Annotated in this window: 18 protein-coding genes and 2 pseudogenes; 9 read left to right on the top strand and 11 right to left on the bottom strand. The window is 69.4% G+C overall.

From position 1 onward, the window contains the following. Positions 1-65: 65 nt before the first annotated feature. Entirely contained in the window at positions 66-221 is a 156-nt protein-coding gene (locus RLT59_RS13675) for a DUF6131 family protein (protein ID WP_311303664.1), read from the bottom strand. Between the two features lie 424 nt (positions 222-645). On the opposite strand from RLT59_RS13675, the pseudogene RLT59_RS13670 reads away from it, so the two are divergent. Both RLT59_RS13670 and RLT59_RS13665 read left to right on the top strand, forming a co-directional pair. After that, positions 646-998: pseudogene (locus RLT59_RS13670) on the top strand (PRC-barrel domain-containing protein). A 166-nt stretch (positions 999-1,164) separates the two neighbouring features. Then, a pseudogene (locus RLT59_RS13665) lies at positions 1,165-2,164 on the top strand (alpha/beta hydrolase). Positions 2,165-2,237: 73 nt separating this feature from the next. Here RLT59_RS13665 and RLT59_RS13660 read toward each other — a convergent pair. From RLT59_RS13660 to rocD, 3 genes are all read right to left on the bottom strand, one after another. After that, positions 2,238-2,789 carry an EF-hand domain-containing protein gene (locus RLT59_RS13660; protein ID WP_311303663.1) on the bottom strand — a complete coding sequence of 184 codons (552 nt, stop codon included), beginning with the start codon at positions 2,787-2,789 and terminating at the stop codon, positions 2,238-2,240. 175 nt (positions 2,790-2,964) lie between these two features. Continuing rightward, positions 2,965-3,828: a DMT family protein gene (locus tag RLT59_RS13655; protein ID WP_311303662.1), complete on the bottom strand. Its 864-nt coding sequence runs from the start codon at positions 3,826-3,828 to the stop codon at positions 2,965-2,967. Between the two features lie 57 nt (positions 3,829-3,885). Then, positions 3,886-5,091 (bottom strand): ornithine--oxo-acid transaminase, encoded by a 1,206-nt coding sequence (gene rocD, locus RLT59_RS13650; RefSeq protein WP_311303661.1) that lies wholly within the window; start codon positions 5,089-5,091, stop codon positions 3,886-3,888. Between the two features lie 239 nt (positions 5,092-5,330). Here rocD and RLT59_RS13645 point away from each other — a divergent pair, with 239 nt between their 5' ends. From RLT59_RS13645 to RLT59_RS13635, 3 genes are read left to right on the top strand one after another with little or no spacing between them, the layout of a single operon-like run. Continuing rightward, complete coding sequence (locus tag RLT59_RS13645) at positions 5,331-5,759, top strand: hypothetical protein (protein WP_311303660.1); 429 nt, start codon at positions 5,331-5,333, stop codon at positions 5,757-5,759. Further along, complete coding sequence (locus RLT59_RS13640; protein ID WP_311303659.1) at positions 5,759-7,117, top strand: hypothetical protein; 1,359 nt, start codon at positions 5,759-5,761, stop codon at positions 7,115-7,117. The genes RLT59_RS13645 and RLT59_RS13640 overlap by 1 nt, the downstream gene beginning before the upstream one ends. A 4-nt stretch (positions 7,118-7,121) precedes the next feature. Further along, positions 7,122-7,622 (top strand): hypothetical protein, encoded by a 501-nt coding sequence (locus RLT59_RS13635; protein ID WP_311303658.1) that lies wholly within the window; start codon positions 7,122-7,124, stop codon positions 7,620-7,622. A 34-nt stretch (positions 7,623-7,656) separates the two neighbouring features. On the opposite strand, the gene RLT59_RS13630 is transcribed toward RLT59_RS13635, so the two are convergent. The 4 genes from RLT59_RS13630 to RLT59_RS13620 all read right to left on the bottom strand — a co-directional run bounded on the left by RLT59_RS13630 (position 7,657) and on the right by RLT59_RS13620 (position 10,128). Then, complete coding sequence (locus RLT59_RS13630; RefSeq protein WP_311303657.1) at positions 7,657-8,406, bottom strand: hypothetical protein; 750 nt, start codon at positions 8,404-8,406, stop codon at positions 7,657-7,659. Positions 8,407-8,532: 126 nt separating this feature from the next. Next, complete coding sequence (locus tag RLT59_RS39350; protein ID WP_399125378.1) at positions 8,533-8,682, bottom strand: hypothetical protein; 150 nt, start codon at positions 8,680-8,682, stop codon at positions 8,533-8,535. An 8-nt stretch (positions 8,683-8,690) separates the two neighbouring features. Next, positions 8,691-9,356, bottom strand: coding sequence for a hypothetical protein (locus RLT59_RS13625; RefSeq protein WP_399125376.1), 666 nt, complete (start codon positions 9,354-9,356; stop codon positions 8,691-8,693). Further along, a complete protein-coding gene (locus RLT59_RS13620) occupies positions 9,337-10,128 on the bottom strand; it encodes an RNA polymerase sigma factor (RefSeq protein ID WP_399125374.1) in 792 nt (263 codons plus the stop codon). Before RLT59_RS13620 ends, RLT59_RS13625 begins: the two co-directional genes overlap by 20 nt. A 46-nt stretch (positions 10,129-10,174) precedes the next feature. Here RLT59_RS13620 and trpS point away from each other — a divergent pair, with 46 nt between their 5' ends. After that, on the top strand, positions 10,175-11,188 hold the full coding sequence (trpS, locus tag RLT59_RS13615) for a tryptophan--tRNA ligase (RefSeq protein ID WP_311303655.1): 1,014 nt from the start codon (positions 10,175-10,177) through the stop codon (positions 11,186-11,188). Positions 11,189-11,294: 106 nt separating this feature from the next. Further along, entirely contained in the window at positions 11,295-11,885 is a 591-nt protein-coding gene (locus RLT59_RS13610) for a 2'-5' RNA ligase family protein (RefSeq protein WP_311303654.1), read from the top strand. A 47-nt stretch (positions 11,886-11,932) separates the two neighbouring features. Here the strand turns inward: RLT59_RS13610 and RLT59_RS13605 are convergent, their stop codons facing one another. Together RLT59_RS13605 and RLT59_RS13600 are read right to left on the bottom strand one after the other, a co-directional pair. Then, a complete protein-coding gene (locus tag RLT59_RS13605) occupies positions 11,933-12,712 on the bottom strand; it encodes a decaprenylphospho-beta-D-erythro-pentofuranosid-2-ulose 2-reductase (protein ID WP_311303653.1) in 780 nt (259 codons plus the stop codon). Positions 12,713-12,781: 69 nt separating this feature from the next. Then, entirely contained in the window at positions 12,782-14,203 is a 1,422-nt protein-coding gene (locus RLT59_RS13600) for an FAD-binding protein (RefSeq protein WP_311303652.1), read from the bottom strand. A 140-nt stretch (positions 14,204-14,343) separates the two neighbouring features. On the opposite strand from RLT59_RS13600, the gene RLT59_RS13595 reads away from it, so the two are divergent. Continuing rightward, the gene (locus tag RLT59_RS13595) at positions 14,344-15,339 is read left to right on the top strand and encodes a YihY/virulence factor BrkB family protein (RefSeq protein WP_311303651.1); all 996 of its coding nucleotides are present in this window, start codon (positions 14,344-14,346) and stop codon (positions 15,337-15,339) included. Here RLT59_RS13595 and RLT59_RS13590 read toward each other — a convergent pair. Further along, positions 15,287-16,732 carry a D-alanyl-D-alanine carboxypeptidase gene (locus tag RLT59_RS13590; protein ID WP_311303650.1) on the bottom strand — a complete coding sequence of 482 codons (1,446 nt, stop codon included), beginning with the start codon at positions 16,730-16,732 and terminating at the stop codon, positions 15,287-15,289. The two genes, RLT59_RS13595 and RLT59_RS13590, sit on opposite strands and share 53 nt — an antisense overlap. Between RLT59_RS13590 and RLT59_RS13585 the strand changes: the two genes are divergently transcribed. After that, positions 16,671-16,916 (top strand): SCO4848 family membrane protein, encoded by a 246-nt coding sequence (locus tag RLT59_RS13585; protein WP_079193131.1) that lies wholly within the window; start codon positions 16,671-16,673, stop codon positions 16,914-16,916. The genes RLT59_RS13590 and RLT59_RS13585 overlap by 62 nt on opposite strands. Positions 16,917-16,929: the final 13 nt, after the last annotated feature.

Here is a 16,929-nt window from a genome sequence, read left to right as displayed (position 1 = left end):
GAGGGGGTCCGGGCGCCCCGCTTCCTGAAGCGGGCCGTGTCCAGCTGGACACTCAAGGGCCCGACCTAGAAGTAGTGCTTCCGTCCTCCGACCGCGCGGCCGGTCGAGCCGAGGATCCACAGGATGGCGCCGACCACGATGAGGATGCCGCCGATGGTCGTCAGCAGTCCCAGGCTGGTGAGCAGGCCGACAATAAGCAGAATAAGCCCCAGGAGAATCATGTCATTTCCCATCGTTGAATGTATTGGCATGTATGAAGTCCCCTGTGCGGCTGCCAGGAGGCTGTTCTTCCGACCGTCTGCCCCTCGGGTTCGACTTCACACACGACTCTCCTGAAATAAATTCAGGGCAGGGAAGGGGGCTGCCGGTGAGCCGGTCTCCCCGGCAGCCCCCTTCCCTGCCCAGGTTCGAGCGCCCTCTCTGCTCAGGCCTGACTGGGCTGGACCTCGCTCATCTCCAACTGCAACGCGGCTTCCCGGTCGCTCCCGCCCCCTCGGCGGGTGCCGGTCAGCCGGACATGATTGGAATCCGAACTGAGGGGCAGGCGCCTTTCTGAGAGCGCGTCACCAAATATGCGTGAGGCCATTGCGGATTGCGATGCTTTTCGATCGCGGACCGCGAAGCATTACTGATGAGGAGACGCATATGAGTGAGAATATCTGGGGCTGTACGTAGACTTCCGGTCACGCTGCGGGACCGATTTGATCGGGTACAAGGTAGAGGCAACCGACGGAAGCATCGGAAAGGTCGACAAGCATTCGGGCGACGTCAACTCCGCTTATCTCGTGGTCGACACCGGTGTCTGGATCTTCGGCAAGCATGTGCTGCTGCCGGCCGGCACCGTGAAGACGATCGATCAGGCGGAGCGAAAGATCTATGTCGATCTCACCAAGGACCAGATCAAGGGTTCCCCCGAGTTCGACAAGGACAAGCCCGTGGGGGATGCCGGTTACCACGAGCAGCTCGGCGGCTACTACCAGAGCCACTGCAGCCACTGACATACCGATCTCAACGCATGAGTGGGCCCCCGGAGTTGTCCGGGGAGCCCACTCATGCGTTGAGAACACGAACCGGGCGGAACCGGTACTCGGGTAGGGGGTGTTGGGCACCACCTCTGTGGTGGTGCTGGGCCGCTGGTGGGCCGAACGGCCCTTTCATAGCGTCTTGCTCATGACGAAGACGACGAACGAAGAGCGAACAGGTACCACCCGTCGGACGGCACTGCGGGGGGCTGGGGTCGGGGCTGGGGCTCGCGGTCGGGGGCGCGGCACTGGCCACCGGGCTGGGGACCTCGCCGGCCGCAGCGGGCCCGCGTCGCGGGCCCACCACGTACGTGCTGGTGCACGGCACCCACAGCGCCGGTGCGTTCTGGACCCCCATCGCGCGTGAGCTGGCGCTGCGCGGGCACCGCGTCGCCATGGTGGACGAGCCTCAGCACGGCGCGGAGGCTTTCGTGCCGGAGGCGTACCAGCGGCAGGACCTCGAAGCGATGGCGGCCGAGCCTTCCCCGCTGAAGGGGCTCGGGCTGGACGACTACGAGGCGCGCGTCACGGGCATCGTCCGGCGGGCGGCACGGAACGGCCCGGTGGTACTGGTCGGGCACAGCCTGGGCGGCGTCTCTGTCAGCCGTGTCGCTGATGCCGTCCCGCATCTACTCCACCACATCTGCTACATGGCGGCCTTCTGCCCCAGCCGTGCCATGCCCTCCGCGGACGCCTGCACGGCGGCGCCCTAGAACGCGGACGCCGTCAGCCCGGTCGAGCTGACGGTGGGCGACCCCGACCGGCTCGGTGTCCTGCGCCTGAACTTCCGGACAGGTGACAGCCATGCGCTGGCCCTCCTGAAGGAGATGATCTGCGCGGACTACCCCGACGCCGACTTCCGCCGGATCCTGGCCGGCATGCAGACCGACGAGCCCGTCGCCGCGTACGCGGGCCGCGCGGTCGGCCGGGCCGGTAGCTGGGGACGCGTTCCCCGCAGCTACCTGCGTTTCGGCCGGGACCGGACGATCGCCACCGCGCTCCAGGACCGGATGATCGCGGAAGCCGACGCGTTCACCCCCGGAAACCGCTTCCGCGTGCACGATTTTCCCGGAGCGTCACACGTCGGCCCCCCCCTGGATCCACTCCCGGTCGCGGAAGCCCTGGACACGCTCGCGCGGTAGGGAAAGGGAGGGGACGGGGCGCCCGGAGCCGCAGGACGAGTGCGACCGCCGGGGCCTCGCCGAAGCGGGCAGGTCAGACGTGTCCGAAGAAGAGCCCGCCCGGCGCGTCGGGGTCGTTGGAGAGGAAGTGCTCGCGCACCGCGCGGATGAACTCCTGACGCGAGATCGCCCCGTCGCCGTCGGTGTCCAGCCTGGAGTGCAGGTCCATCGCACCGGAGGCGTCGGTCTTCCACACGTCCCTCAGGAAACGGGCGAACTCGTCCTTGCTGATCTCGTTGTCGCCGTCGACATCGATGACGTCGAAGATCGCGTGGGCGCCCCCCTCGGTGACGTTGAGCCGGCTGGTGTCGACGACCGCGAGCCGGTTGGCGGTGATGAACTGGTCCTTCGTCAGCCGGTCAGCGTCCACGCCCGAGTGGCGCAGCAACTCCAGCCAGAAGATCTGGCAGAAGGTCTGGAGAGCCCTGGCCCGGCGGTCGTCCCTGTCGAGCTGGTAGGCCTGGATGTAGCGGTCGGCGAGCTTCTGGTAGTCCGTCCAGTCCACGTGGCCGTCGTGGTTGGCGTCCATGCTGTCGAAGGTGCGATCAAGCTTGGCGGTGACGGTGTCCTGTGCCGCAGCGGTCATGGCCGAGTCCTTCCGTGATCTTGTCTCGGGCTCCTCAGCATGGGGAACACCGGCCGGCGGGAACCGCGAATGCCCTCTACCGCACACGATCTAATGATCGTCTTTGCGTCATGGCTCGTATCAGCCGCGAGAGTCCGAGCCTGACTGACGGGGCGGCCCCGGCCCCGCTGGCTCCCTACCTCGGGCTCACCGCAGGCGCGTCGCCCGTCGCGTCGTCCTGTGCCGGGGCCTCGCCGAAGCGGGCCAGGGCCAGGGCGCCCGCGACGGCCACCGCGAAACCGGTGATCGCCAGCCAGCCGAGACCCTCGCGGGTACGGTCCCCGAGCCAGATGACGCCGACCAGCGCGGGCCCGATCGTCTCGCCCAGGACCATTCCGGCGGTCGCCGTCGTCACCGAGCCGCGTTGCAGCGCCGAGGTGAGCAGCAGGAACGCCGAACCGCCCCCCACCAGCAGCGCGTACGTGGCGGGGTTGGTCAGCAGCGCGGCCGGTGACACGTCGTCGATGAGCCGGACGGCGACCTCCACCACGCCGAACCCGCAGCCCGCGCCGAGCCCCAGCACCAGCGCGCGGGCCCGCTCGGGCAGCCGGCCCGCCGCCGTACCGATCAGCAGGACGGCGACCGCGATGCCGAGCATCGACCAGCGCAGCGCGTCCGAGCCCGACAGATGGCCCTCGCCGCCGGAGGCGAGCCCCAGCATGCCCAGGCCCGCGCAGACCACGGCGACGGCCGTCCACTCGGTCGAGCTCAGCCGCACCTGGAGCAGGCGGGCGGCGACGACGGCGGTGACGGCGAGACTCGCGGCCAGCGCCGCGCCGACCGCGTAGATGGGCAGCGAGCGCAGGGCGATGATCTGGAGCACGAAGCCGAGGCCGTCGAGAGCGAGCCCGGCGACGTAACGCCACTGCCGTACCGCCCGCAGCAGCAGCGCCGGATCGACCCCCGCCCCGGCCCCGGGCTCGGCTGCGGCCCGCGCGGCGACGGCCTGAAGGACGGAGGCCGTGCCGAAGCAGACCGCTGAACCGAGCGCGCAAATCATCCCCAGGAGCACACGGGGACTCTACTGGGGTCCCGAGCGCCGGAGGGGTCCCGGTGGTCAGCCGCGCAGGACTTCGCGGAGCTGCTCCAGCCCCCAGTCCAGGTCCTCCTTGGTGATCACCAGCGGTGGGGCGATCCGGATCGTCGAACCATGGGTGTCCTTCACCAGCACCCGGCGGTCCATCAGCTTCTCGGAGATCTCCCGGCCCGTGCCGTGGCCGGGGGCGATGTCGACTCCCGCCCAGAGCCCGCGCCCCCGCACCGTCTCCACCGCGCCCCCGCCCACCAGCAGCCCCAGCTCCTGATGGAGGTGGTCGCCCAACTCCGTTGCCCGCTGCTGGAACTCACCGGTCCGCAGCATCGCGATGACCTCCAGCGCCACCGCGCACGCCAGCGGATTGCCGCCGAACGTCGAACCGTGCTCCCCGGGCCGGTACACCCCGAGCACAGCGGCCGATGACACCACGGCCGACACCGGCACGACGCCGCCGCCGAGCGCCTTGCCGAGCACGTACATGTCCGGCACGACGCCCTCGTGCTCGCACGCGAACGTCTTCCCGGTCCGGCCCAGACCCGACTGGATCTCGTCCGCGATGAACAGCACATTCCGCTCCCGGGTCAGCTCCCGCACCCCGGGGAGGTAGCCGGGCGGCGGCACCAGCACCCCCGCCTCGCCCTGGATCGGCTCCAGCAGCACCGCCACGGTGTTCTCCGTCATCGCGGCCCGCAGCGCGGCCAGATCCCCGTACGGCACGATCTCGAACCCCGGCGTGTACGGCCCGAAGTCCGCGCGGGCCTCGTGGTCCGTGGAGAAGCTGATGATCGTCGTCGTCCGGCCGTGAAAGTTGTCCGAGGCGACGATGATCTTGGCCATGCCGTCCGGGACGCCCTTGACCCGGTAGCCCCACTTGCGGGCGGTCTTCACCGCCGTCTCCACGGCCTCCGCCCCGGTGTTCATCGGCAGCACCATCTCCATGCCGCACAACTCGGCCAACTGCGTACAGAAGTCGGCGAAGCGGTCGTGGTGAAAGGCCCGCGAGGTCAGCGTCACCCGCTCCAGCTGAGCCTTGGCCGCGTCGATCAGACGGCGGTTGCCGTGGCCGAAGTTGAGCGCGGAGTAGCCGGCGAGCATGTCGAGATAGCGCCGCCCCTCGACATCGGTCATCCAGGCACCCTCCGCCGTCGCGACGACGACGGGCAGCGGATGGTAGTTGTGCGCGCTGTGCGCATCGGCGGAGGCGATGGCGTTTTCCGTGGTCGACACGGGATCTCCGTTCGTCGTGCGGATTGGGTTGGTGTGCCCACTTTGTATCGTCGCTCGGATCGCCCACGAGGAAACCTTCACTTCACGGCGCGCCCGCGATTCCCTTCCAGGGGGCAGTGCGTTAGAGGAGTCCCGCCCCTCCCCGCAGCCGTGAGGCCGAAAGGTTTCTTGCGCCGGCAGACCACACGGGTAGCGTTACATCACTCTGCAGTTTGTGGTGCATGTGCAAAGGGGGACGCATGTCATTAGGAGAGAAAGAGTCACGGCTCAAGGCGGACGCGAGGCCCCGCGAGCAGGCAGTGCCGATGCGGCTTGCCTCTGCCGAGCCGGGGCCCGTATCGGCTTTGAACGTTACGGGTGCCGACCTGGGGCTGGCGGACGGGCCGATACGGACCAAGGCATCCGGAATTCGCACGGCGAACTCCGAAGCCAAGGAGAAGTCGAAGCTCGACGACGCTGAAGCCGTGGGGAAGCTGCACCCCGGCTGGCTTGCCGGCCCTGTGAGCAACGACTGCGTGGCCGCCTGGCAGAGGCGGTTGCACGAACTCAGCGATCTTGTCGAGGACGCTGCCGCCGCCTTGACCAAGGCGATGGACAGCCAGATCACCGACGATGTATCCCTTGCCCAGCGGCTCAGGGCCCAGGCCGACTGGCTGGAGGATGCCTGATGGTCTCCGTCAGCGAACTGAGCAGCGCCCAGCCCGGAAAGTGGCGGGATGCCGCCGACGACGCCATCGCAGCAGCGAAGCAGTGCGAAGGAATCGGCTCGTACGCCCGGGATGATGTCGCCGCCACGCTCCGGCGGTGCTGGGTGGGCGACACCGGAAGCGCGGCACGCGGCCGCTTCGTCAAGCACGCCGACGACTACGACGCGGCAGCCATGGCCCTACGCGCCATGGCAAAGGCCTACGACGGCCTGGCCGACGACATCACCGACGCACAGCGGGACCTGACCGGCGCACTCGACTACGCCAGCACCCACGAACTGAAAGTCGACGACAGCGGGCGGGTGCAGCTGGCCAAGACCGTGGCCGTACCGACAGGAAGCACTGAACACCTGGAACCGTTGATGCATGCTCAGGGCATCATCGACGATGCTCTGTCGAAGGCAAGCCGTGCCGATACCGATGCGGCACGCGCCCTGCGGACCGTCGAAGGTCTCACGGACATCACCGACCCCAAGCTCGTCAAAGAGGCGCTCGACGCAGGCAGCCCCTTAAGCATCGCGCTGCGTCTGGCCGGTGGAACTGACGGGCTGCATCCCATCAACGTGTCGCCCGCCCAGCTGGCCGCGGTGGACAGCGCTGCCCGCGAGACGGGGATGAGCAGAAAACTGCTGCTCGCCATCGTCTGGCAGGAGCAGCAGTGGTACCAGAACCACAACCCCAGCCTGCGAGGGCCACTGAGTTCGTTCGGCCGGATCTTCGACTGGACTCTTCAGCAGACGATCAAGCCGGACAAGTCGCTTGGTATCACGCATATGAAGCTGGAGACCGCCAGGACGATCATCGGCCATAACCAGGAACGCTTCACCTCTTCGGACGGCACCTATCTCGGAGATCTCAACGACTCTCAGCTCACCAAGTACATCGAGGAGAATCCCGATCAGGACATCCGGTTGAGCGCCTTCTACCTCAAGGAGTTGCAGGAGCAGCCCTATGGCGCTGATACCGACAAGCAGTTGTTCACGCTCTATGCCGCGGACACTCCGGATGTCCGGGAGAAGAACGAACAGAACGGTGACGAGTCCGGAGCCCGAGGCGCCGACATCAAGGTCCGCGGCGAGAACTGGGACAAGCTCCAACCTCATCTCGATGACGCGATGGCCTGGGACGCGCTGAGCGACGAAGAGCGTGCCAAGGCGATCCGGCAATTGGAGTCGGATACACCCGCCGGACACCATGTTTCCATCGAGCCGATCTACGCGGCGGGCGGTCCCACGACAGGGACCGGCAGCGGTGACCCCGAACCGGGCACGCCGTCACCCAGCCCCGGACCAGCGCCAACACCCCCTGGGAACAATTGAGTACATGAGGAAGATCAGTCTCATCGTCACGGCTATGGCTCTCGCTGCCACTCTCACCGGCTGCGACCCGACGCAGAGTGACAGCTCCCGTCCGCGCACTCCCATGCCCAGCAACGTTCCCACCAAGCCTGTGTATGCCACCGCGGACGATGTGGTGAAGGCCATGGGTGACGGGGGCCTTGAGTGCGGACTCCTCCGCCGCGCGCGGGCCAACTTCGGCTCGGGACTCGACTGCCTGGCCGAAGTCAAAGGAGTGAAGGTGGAGAACGAGATCCATGTACTCGACCCCGCCAAATTCAGCCGTAACGACATTGGCAGCGCCATCGCCAGCAGGCGCGAGGCCCCGTACAACCACACCATCGTAGCGGCGGGCAACTGGTACATCTGGGTCCGATACCCTGAATTTGCCCCACAGGTCGCCAAAGCGCTCAAAGGCGTCGTCCTGCTCCCACGGATCACGGACAGCAGTTCAGCGGATCCTGCCCTGGCTCACACCGTCGGGTGACTACGGAGCTCTTGACGAGCCGCGAACCGTCCTCTCAGAGATCGAGCAGCTGCTGACGCGGCCCGGTCCCGGTGACCTCTCCGCCCCGGCCGCTCGCTCCTGGCCCGCCCTCCCGCGGCCGCGTCCACCACTGGCCGCCCAGCACGAGTGCCACGCCCGCCGCCAGCCCGGGGATCGCCCACCACCAGCCGTCGGTGGAGGGCGCAGAGGACGAGGCGGGCGAAGGGGCTGCCGCCGTGGCTCCGGCGTCCTGGGCCGGGTAGGCGGCGGTGTCCTCCCAATCCCGGGGGAACAGCGCCGTGTATCCCGACTTGTTGCTCCGCTCTCCCAGCAGTTCGAGATCGGTGAAGAGCGCGAGCAGTTCCTTGGGCTTCGCCGCCCGGTGCCAGTACCCGCGGTAGGTCGTGGGCATCTCCGTGGCCGTGTGTATCCATACGGTGTCCGGGTCGTCGCCGGGGAAGACGCGGTCGATCCTGGCCGGGGTGATGTCGAGGGTCATCCAGGTGATGTTGATCTGCCTCGTGCCCACCGCCTCGTCCAGGCTCGGTGGGCGCTCCGTGTCTCCCCGGCCGGATGGACCGAGCAGTCGGCCCAGCTCGTCGAAGCGCTTGTCGGTGACGGGCAGTGCGGTCGTGCGGCCGGTGTCGGGTGAGGTGACCAGCATGCTCGTCGGACCGCCCGCCGACGCGCTCGGCGCCAGGACCAGGCCGAGCCCGAGCACGGCTGCCAGCATGGCCGTCAGCGCGGTCGCCCCTCGTGAGATCCGGCCCATCAGCTGCCGCATGATTTCCCCCAGTCATCTTCTTTATTCATTCCTGCCGGTGCGGCTCGTCCGCACCGCGTCACCTCTGATACACCGCTCGGCGCCTGCGGGTTCCCCTTTCGCGCCCCCGAATCGGGCCCCCGGAAATCAGTCCGTGGAGCCGGCGATCTCCCGTGCGCGGTCCGGCGACGACACGCCCTCCAGCCGGAGCGTCACCCGCCCGTCCCCGATCCACAGCAGCGTCGGCCCGGCCGTCCCCTGCGACCGCTTCCACCGCGTGCCGTCCGCGGTGATCATGCCGAAGCTCAGCAGATGCGGACGCGCGAACCAGAGGCCGTCCACCTCGCCGCCCCGACCGTCGGCCACTCCGGCTGCTCGCGCACCTGCTTGGTGAAGTACGGATCGAGGGCCGACGCGAACTCGTCCAGCCGGACCGTCCGGCCGTCCTCCCGCCAGCACAGCGTGATCATGGAGCGGCCCTCCGGCAGCCGGGTCAGCGATACCGCGTCCGGCGCGCCCAGCTCCTCCGGCACCAGCGGGCGGAAACCGGCCAGCCCGCCCGCCCGTGCCGGTGCCACCGGCTCGGCGGCGCACCCCGGTACCGGTCCCCCCGCCCGTCCGGCGGCAGGCCCCGACGGGTCGTACCGCACCTCGACCCCGCCGAAGTCGAACCAGTCCATGACCGCCGCCCGCACCGGGGGCGTCAGCACCAGCACGACCAAGAGGCCCGACAGCGCGGCCGCCAGCAGCCGGGCGCGGCGGCGGACCCACACCCTGGCCCGCTCCCGCAGGGCCGGGGTGGCGGGAGCGGGCACCCCTTCGGCGACGATCCGCGCCAGCACCCGCTCCGCCATCGTCAGCCCGTCGCTCTCCGGAACCTCCAGACCGCGCCCCAGCGCCAGAAGTTCGGCCCGCAGCCGTGCCCGGCCGTCCTGCCGCTCCGGCTCACTCTCATCCCCGGCGTCCTTCACGCTTCCCGTCACCCCCTTCCGTCGGCTGTGCCGGCACAGCCGGGCCCACCTCGTGCGTATCGACCGCGCCCAGCGGAGCGAAGGGTCCGGTGGGGCCCAGCGCCCCGAGGGTCTTCTCCAGCTTCTTGAGCGCGCGGTTCAGCCGGGACTTCACCGTGCCGCGCGGCCAGTCCAGCGTCCGGGCCGTCTCCGCCTCGTCCATCTCCAGCAGATAGCGGCAGGTGACGACCTGGCGCTGCTTCTCGCCCAGCCCGTCCAGCGCCGCTATCAGCAGCGTCCGCCGCTCCTCCGCCAGTGCGGCCGCCGCCGGATCCGTCGCGTCCGGTATCAGCGGATCGGCCTCCCGCAGCCCCGCCTCGCGCCCGGCCACCGCGCGCAGCCGGCCGGCCGAGCGGACTGTGTTCCTGGTCTCATTCACGACGATCCGCAACAGCCACGGCCGGAACGCCGCGTCCTCGCGGAAGCTCCCCAGCGAGCGGTAGGCCTTGAAGAACGCGGACTGCACCACATCCTCCGCCTCCGCCCCCGCGCCGAAGGCGACCGCGGCACGCAGCGCCGCGCCCGTATGCGCGCGCACCAGCTCCGCGTACGCCTCGGCCTCGCCCGAGCGCACCCGCGCGATCACCGCCGCCTCGGAGACCGGACCGTCCGGCGCCCGGTTCTTCCGCCCTCCGGCGGGCGCGAAAGCGCGGCCCGCACCCTCGTCATCGATGGCGCGGCCCCCCTTCCGGCCCGGCTGCAGGGCCCCCTCCTGCGTCCTCACACCTTTCATACACCGGCTGCCCGAGATCGGTTCCGTACCTGAGACAATGATTCCTATGGCCTCTGAACGTCCCCGTGTGCTCTCCGGAATCCAGCCCACCGCAGGCTCGTTCCACCTCGGCAACTACCTCGGCGCGGTCCGCCAGTGGGTGGCCCTGCAGGAGTCCCACGACGCCTTTTACATGGTCGTCGACCTGCACGCGATCACCGTCCCGCAGGAACCCGCGGCACTGCGCGCCAACACCCGGCTCGCCGTCGCCCAGCTGCTCGCCGCCGGGGTCGACCCGGACCGCTGCACGCTCTTCGTCCAGAGCCATGTCCCCGAGCACGCCCAGCTCGGCTGGGTCATGAACTGTCTGGCCGGCTTCGGTGAGGCGGCCCGGATGACTCAGTTCAAGGACAAGTCCGGCAAGCAGGGCACCGACCGCACCACGGTCGGGCTCTTCACCTATCCGATGCTGATGGTCGCGGACATCCTGCTCTACCAGGCCGACCAGGTCCCGGTGGGCGAGGACCAGCGCCAGCACCTGGAGCTGACCCGCAACCTCGCGGAGCGGTTCAACGGCAGCTACGGCGACACGTTCACCGTGCCGGACCCGTACATCCTCAAGGAGACGGGGAAGATCTACGACCTCCAGGACCCGTCCGCCAAGATGAGCAAGTCGACGGCGAACCCCAAGGGCCTGATCAACCTCCTCGACGAGCCGAAGGTCACCGCCAAGAAGGTGAAGAGCGCGATCACCGACACCGACACGGTGATCCGATTCGACCCGGCGGAGAAGCCCGGCGTGAGCAATCTGCTGTCCATCTACTCGACGCTCACCGACACGTCCGTAGCCGACCTGGAGCAGAAGTACGAGGGCAAGGGCTACGGTGCGCTGAAGACCGACCTCGCGGAGGTCATGGTCGATTTCGTCACACCGTTCCGCACCCGCACCCAGGAATATCTCGACGACACCGAGACGCTGGACTCCATCCTGGCCAAGGGAGCGGAGAAGGCCAGGGCCGTCGCCGCCGAGACCCTGGCGCGGACCTATGACCGCATGGGTCTTCTGCCCGCGAAGCACTGAGTCCAAGGACCCTGGCGGTACCACCTCCACAGGCGGCACACTGGCGGCGTAAAGCTTGCGGCCGTCAGTGGCTGAAAACAGACCATCAAGGATTGAGGAGAACGACGTGGGGACCGTAACGCTCGGCGTTTCGATCGCGGTCCCGGAGCCCTACGGCAGCCTGCTCCAGCAGCGGCGCGCGAGCTTCGGGGACCCTGCCGCACATGGCATTCCCACCCACGTCACCCTCCTTCCGCCGACCGAGGCGGAGGCGGCCCACCTGCCCGCGATCGAGGCGCACCTCGCCGGGATCGCGTCCGGTGGCCGCCCCTTCCCGATGCGGCTGTCCGGCACGGGCACCTTCCGCCCGCTCTCGCCGGTCGTCTTCGTCCAGGTCGTCGAGGGCGCCTCGGCCTGCTCCTGGCTGCAGAAGCGGGTCCGGGACGCGTCGGGGCCGCTGGTGCGCGAGCTCCAGTTCCCGTACCACCCGCACGTGACCGTGGCGCACGACATCTCCGAAGAGGCGATGGACCGGGCGTACGCGGAGCTGAGCGACTACGAGGCCGTCTGGACCTGCGGTTCCTTCGCGCTGTACGAGCAGGGCCCGGACAGCGTCTGGCGCAAGATCAACGAGTTCCCGTTCACTGATGGCGGCGGCGCGCCCGCCCTCCCCACGCAGAGCGGCAGCTCCGTGGACGCGCCCTCGCTCCACCCCTGAGCCGGTAGCCCTGGGCCGGTCCAGCCAGTAGCCCGGGGCTGGCCGGATCAGACCGGCAGCCGCCGGAACAGCGGGCGCGGCACATGCCGCAGCGCCGACATCACCGCCCGCAGTGCCCCCGGCACCCACACCGTCTCCGAGCGGCGGCGCAGACCCGTCACGATCGCGGCCGCGACCGCGTCGGGCGTGGTCACCAGGGGCGTCCGGGTGAACGGGATCGTCGCGAGCGGCACCTCGGCCGCCGTACCGGCCGACTGCACGGGACCGGGGCGTACGACCATCACGTGCACGCCCGTGCCGTGCAGCGCGTCCCCGAGCCCCTGGGCGAACGCGTCCAGGCCCGCCTTGCTCGACCCGTAGATGAAGTCCGCGCGCCGGGCGCGCTCCCCGGCCACCGACGACAGCACCACCAGCGAGCCGTGCCCCTGCGCCTGGAGTGCGCCCGCGCACACCAGCCCGGCGGAGACGGCTCCCGTGTAGTTCGTCTGGGCGACCCGGACCGCCGAGAGCGGCTCCTCCTCGTCACGTTCCTGGTCGCCGGGGATACCGAAGGCCAGGAGCACCATGTCGATGTCGCCCTCGGTGAAGATCTTGCCGAGGGTGGTCTCGTGCGACTCGGTGTCCAGCGCGTCGAAGTCGACGGTACGGACATACGCGCCGCGCCCGCGCAGCTCGGTCGCCGCCGCCTCCAGGGCGGGGGAGGGGCGCCCGGCGAGCCAGACCGTGCGGGTGCGGCAGGCGATCAGGCGGCGTGCGGTGGCGAGTCCGATCTCCGATGTGCCGCCTAGGACGAGCAAGGACTGCGGGGCACCGAATGCATCCTTCACGGAAACGCTCCTTGGGGAGGGGGAGGGAAAGAAGGCGGGGGAAGCGGAGAGGTGCGGGCGGCGCGTCGGTCAGAGCGAGAGCCGGCGCGAGAGGTCCGATCTGAACGCGCCGTCCGGATCCAACTCGGCACGCAGTGAACGGAAATCGCCCAGTCGCGGGTACATCGCGGCCAGCACGTCCGGGCGGATCCGGGAGTCGTTCGTCAGGCAGACCCGGCCGCCCGCGGCAGCCACCTCCTCGTCCAGGCCGTCGAGGAAGCGGGCCAGCCCCGGCAGGGCGGCCGGCAGGTCGAGGGAGAGCGCCCAGCCGGGCAGCGGAAACGACAGCCAGCCGGGATCGCCCGCACCGAACCGCCGGAGTACGGCGGGGAACGGTGCGCGCCGCCGCTGCGAGAGCTGCCGGACGATCCGGTGCAGCGTCTCCTCCTGTCCGTGGCCGACGGCGAACTCGTAGTGCACGAGGCCGCCGCGCCCCAGGACCGGGCTCCAGTGCGGAACGGCGTCCAGCGGATGGAAGAAGGCGGAGATCCGCCGCAGCTCACCGCTGCGGGACCGGGGCGCCCGGCGGTGGCGGAGTTCGGCCAGGGCGGCCACCGAAGCGCGGCCGACCAGCCCTCCCGAGCCGAGGCCCGAGACAAGATCTGAGATGAGATCCGAGCCGAGACCCGAGACGAGATCTGAGACGCGATCCGGTACGAGCGAGGGTGGGGCGGGTCGGTGGGCGGTGTGGAAGGCGAGCGGTGTGCGTCGGGCGTGCGCTGGGAGTGCGTCCAAGGGGGCGTGCTCCCCACGGGTCAGTACGCCCCGGCCCGTCGCCCGGCCGCGCGAGGTCAGGTCGACCCGGGCGGACACGTAGCCCTGGTGCTCGCCGGCCGTGGCGAGGCGGGTCATCAGGTCGTCCAGATCGGCGGCCCGTTCGGTGTCGACCGACATCAGGGACGTCGCGACGGGGTGGAACCGGAGCGTGGCCGAGAGGATCACCCCGGTCAGGCCCATGCCGCCGGTGGTCGCGTCGAAGAGCGGGGTGCCGGGCCGGACCGTACGGATTCCGCCGTCGGCGGTGAGCAGTTCGAACCGTACGACGTGGCGCGAGAAGGAGCCCGCGAAGCGGTGGTTGTCGCCGTGGACGTCGGAGCCGATCGCGCCGCCCACCGTGATGTACCGGCTGCCGGGCGTCACCGGCAGGAACCAGCCGAGCGGGAGGAACACCTCCAGCAGCCGGTCCAGGCTCACGCCCGCCTCGCACACCACCTCACCCGTCCCGGCGTCGAAGGCGAGGACGCGGTCCAGCGCCGTCATGTCGAGGACGGAGCCCCCCGCGTTCTGCGCCGAATCGCCGTGCGCCCGGCCCAGCCCTCTGGCGATCGAGCCACGGGGCCCGCAGCCGCGTACCGTCGCCGCCGCTTCCTCGTGACTACCGGGGCGGAAGCGCAGCGCGGTCGTCGGGGCGGTGCGGCCCCAGCCGGTCAGGGACACGGTGTCGACAGACATGAGGGTGACCGTATCGCCCGAGAAAACACCTTTGAGGGATTTGTTACAACACTCACCGAAATGGGTGATTGAAAGGGTGTCATCTCCTACGCGGCCGACCGGACGCCGGTTTTCGGTGGCGGGGAGGGTAGTCGTACTTCATGGACTGGCTCAAAAAACTCCCCGTCATCGGGCCGCTCGTCTCCCGGCTGATGGAGACGCACGTCTGGCGCAGTTACGAAACGCTGGTACGGGTCCACTGGGCGCGGCTCGCCGCTGCGATCACGTTCATCAGCTTCCTGGCGCTCTTCCCGCTGATCGCGGTCGCCGCGGCGATCGGCGCCGCGCTGCTCTCCGACCGTCAGCTCGACAAGATCGAGGACAAGGTCGCCGAGCAGGTCCCTGGCATCTCCGACCAGCTCGGCATCGACGATCTGGTGGCGCACGCGGGCACGGTCGGCCTTGTGGCCGGTGCGCTGCTGCTCTTCACCGGCATCGGCTGGATCGGCTCGATGCGGGACTGCCTGCGCGCGGTGTGGGACATGGACGATCTGGACGAGGGCAATCCGGTCATCCGCAAGCTCAAGGACGCCGGGGTGCTGTTCGGCCTGGGCGGGGCGGCCCTGGTGACCCTGGCGATCTCCTCGGTCGGCTCCGTCGCGGTCGGCTGGGTCGCTGATCTGCTCAACATCCCGGAAGACGGCGCGGGCGGTGTGCTGCTGCGGATCGCGGCCCTGGCGGTGGCGGTGTGCGCCGATTTCCTGCTGCTGCTCTACCTGCTGACGCTGCTGCCCGGCGTCGAGCCGCCGCGGCGCCGTCTGGTGGTCGCCTCGCTGATCGGCGCGGTCGGCTTCGAGCTGCTGAAGCTGCTGCTCGGCAGCTATATGAAGGGCGTCGCGTCGAAGAGCATGTACGGCGCGTTCGGCGTGCCGATCGCCCTGCTGCTGTGGATCAACTTCACCGCGAAGCTGCTGCTGTTCTGCGCCGCCTGGACGGCGACGCCGAGCAAGGACGCCGAGAAGCCGCAGCCCGTGAAGGGCGACGCGGGCCCGGACACCTCGGGCACCTCGGACGCCCCGGGCGGCCGGGTCAGGGCCGGCCGGGTCAGGGGCGGGGGCGGCGGCGCACCAGGTCCGGCAGCGGCCAGCGCCGGTTGACCAGGTATACGGCCCCGGCGACGAGTACCAGCGCCCCGCCGACGATGCCCAGCGCGATCCCGACCCCGCCGGAACCGCTCGTGGCGGCGGCCTTCGTGGTCTTCGCCGCGCCGTGCTGGGCCTTGGCGGTGGGGCCGTCGGCCTCCGCGCCCTTGCCCGCGCCGCTGTCGGGCATCTCGGACTTCGGGGGGACCAGCTCGCCGACCGGTGTGACCTTGCCGCTCGCGCTGAAGCCCCAGTCGAGCAGACTCGCCGCCTCCTTGTAGACGGAGTGCGTCTCCTCGGACGACGGGTGCATCACGGTGACGAGCAGCACCTTGCCGTTGCGCTCCGCGACACCCGTGAAGGTGTTGCCCGCGTGCGAGGTGTAGCCGTTCTTGACGCCCGCGATGCCCTTGTACGGGGTGACGCCGTCGGCGCCGGTGAGCAGTCGGTTGGTGTTCTGGATGCCGAACTCCTCCCGCTTCTCGCCCTTCTCCTTCTTGCCGGGGAACTCCGCCGTGCCGGTCGAGCAGTACTCCCGGAAGTCCGCGTTCTGCAGCCCGCTGCGGGCGAACAGGGTCAGGTCGTACGCACTGGACACCTGTTTGGGAGAGTCGTAGCCGTCGGGCGACACGACGTTGGTGTCCAGGGCCTGGAGCTCCTCGGCGTGGCTGTTCATGTCGTGGACGGTCTTCGGAATGCCGCCGTACATCGCGGACAGCACGTGCACCGCGTCGTTGCCCGAACGCAGGAAGACGCCGAGCCACAGGTCGTGCACCGTGTAGCTGAGGTCCTCCTTCACCCCCACCAGGCTGCTGCCCTCGCCCATGTCCGCGAGGTCGTCGTCCTTCACCGTGTACTTCCGGGTCTTCGGCTGCAGGGCCGGCGCCGGCATCACGGTGTCCGCGAACAGCATCTTCAGGGTGGAGGCCGGAGGCAGCCGCCAGTGCGGATTGTGCGAGGCCAGCACCTCACCGCTCTCGGCGTCCGAGACCATCCACGATCTGCCGGTCAGGTCCTTGGGCAGGACCGGCGCCCCGGGTCCGAGATTCACCTGGGTGCCGGACAGGCCCAGCTGTTCGCCACCGACCCGCGACATGCCCGCAGGCGGCTTCGGCGCGTCGTCGGTGGTGTCCTTGGCGGCCGCCGAGGCAGGGCTGACGACGGCGAAAGTGGACAGCAGAGCGGCAGAGGTGACCGCCAGTGCGGTCTTTTTGAGAGCTGACACGGTCGAAAACGTACATGCAGTTGATGTGAAAATAGGCACCGACGGTATGACCCGCCGTGCGTACCGCCAGGACAGCCCACCCCGGGCGAGCCGGCCCTGACGAGCCGGAGATACTGAGTCCATGAAGCTCAGCCGCCCCGTCTCCTGGTTCCTGCTCGCTTTCGGGGTGTGGAGCTGGTTCATCTGGATCACTTTCGTCAAGAACCTGTGGAAGGACGGCAGCGGTCTCGCCTTCGACGACGCGGGTGACCCTACTGCGTACTTCTGGGTGCATCTGCTGCTCGCCATCACGTCCTTTCTCCTGGGGACGGCGGTTGGCGTGATCGGGTTCCGTGGCGTCAGGGCGTTGCGCGACCGGTCCGCATAGCAGCCCGGCACCT

This window comes from Streptomyces sp. ITFR-6 (assembly GCF_031844725.1).
GTDB lineage: Bacteria > Actinomycetota > Actinomycetes > Streptomycetales > Streptomycetaceae > Streptomyces.
This window is presented reverse-complemented; position numbering and strand designations above follow the sequence as displayed.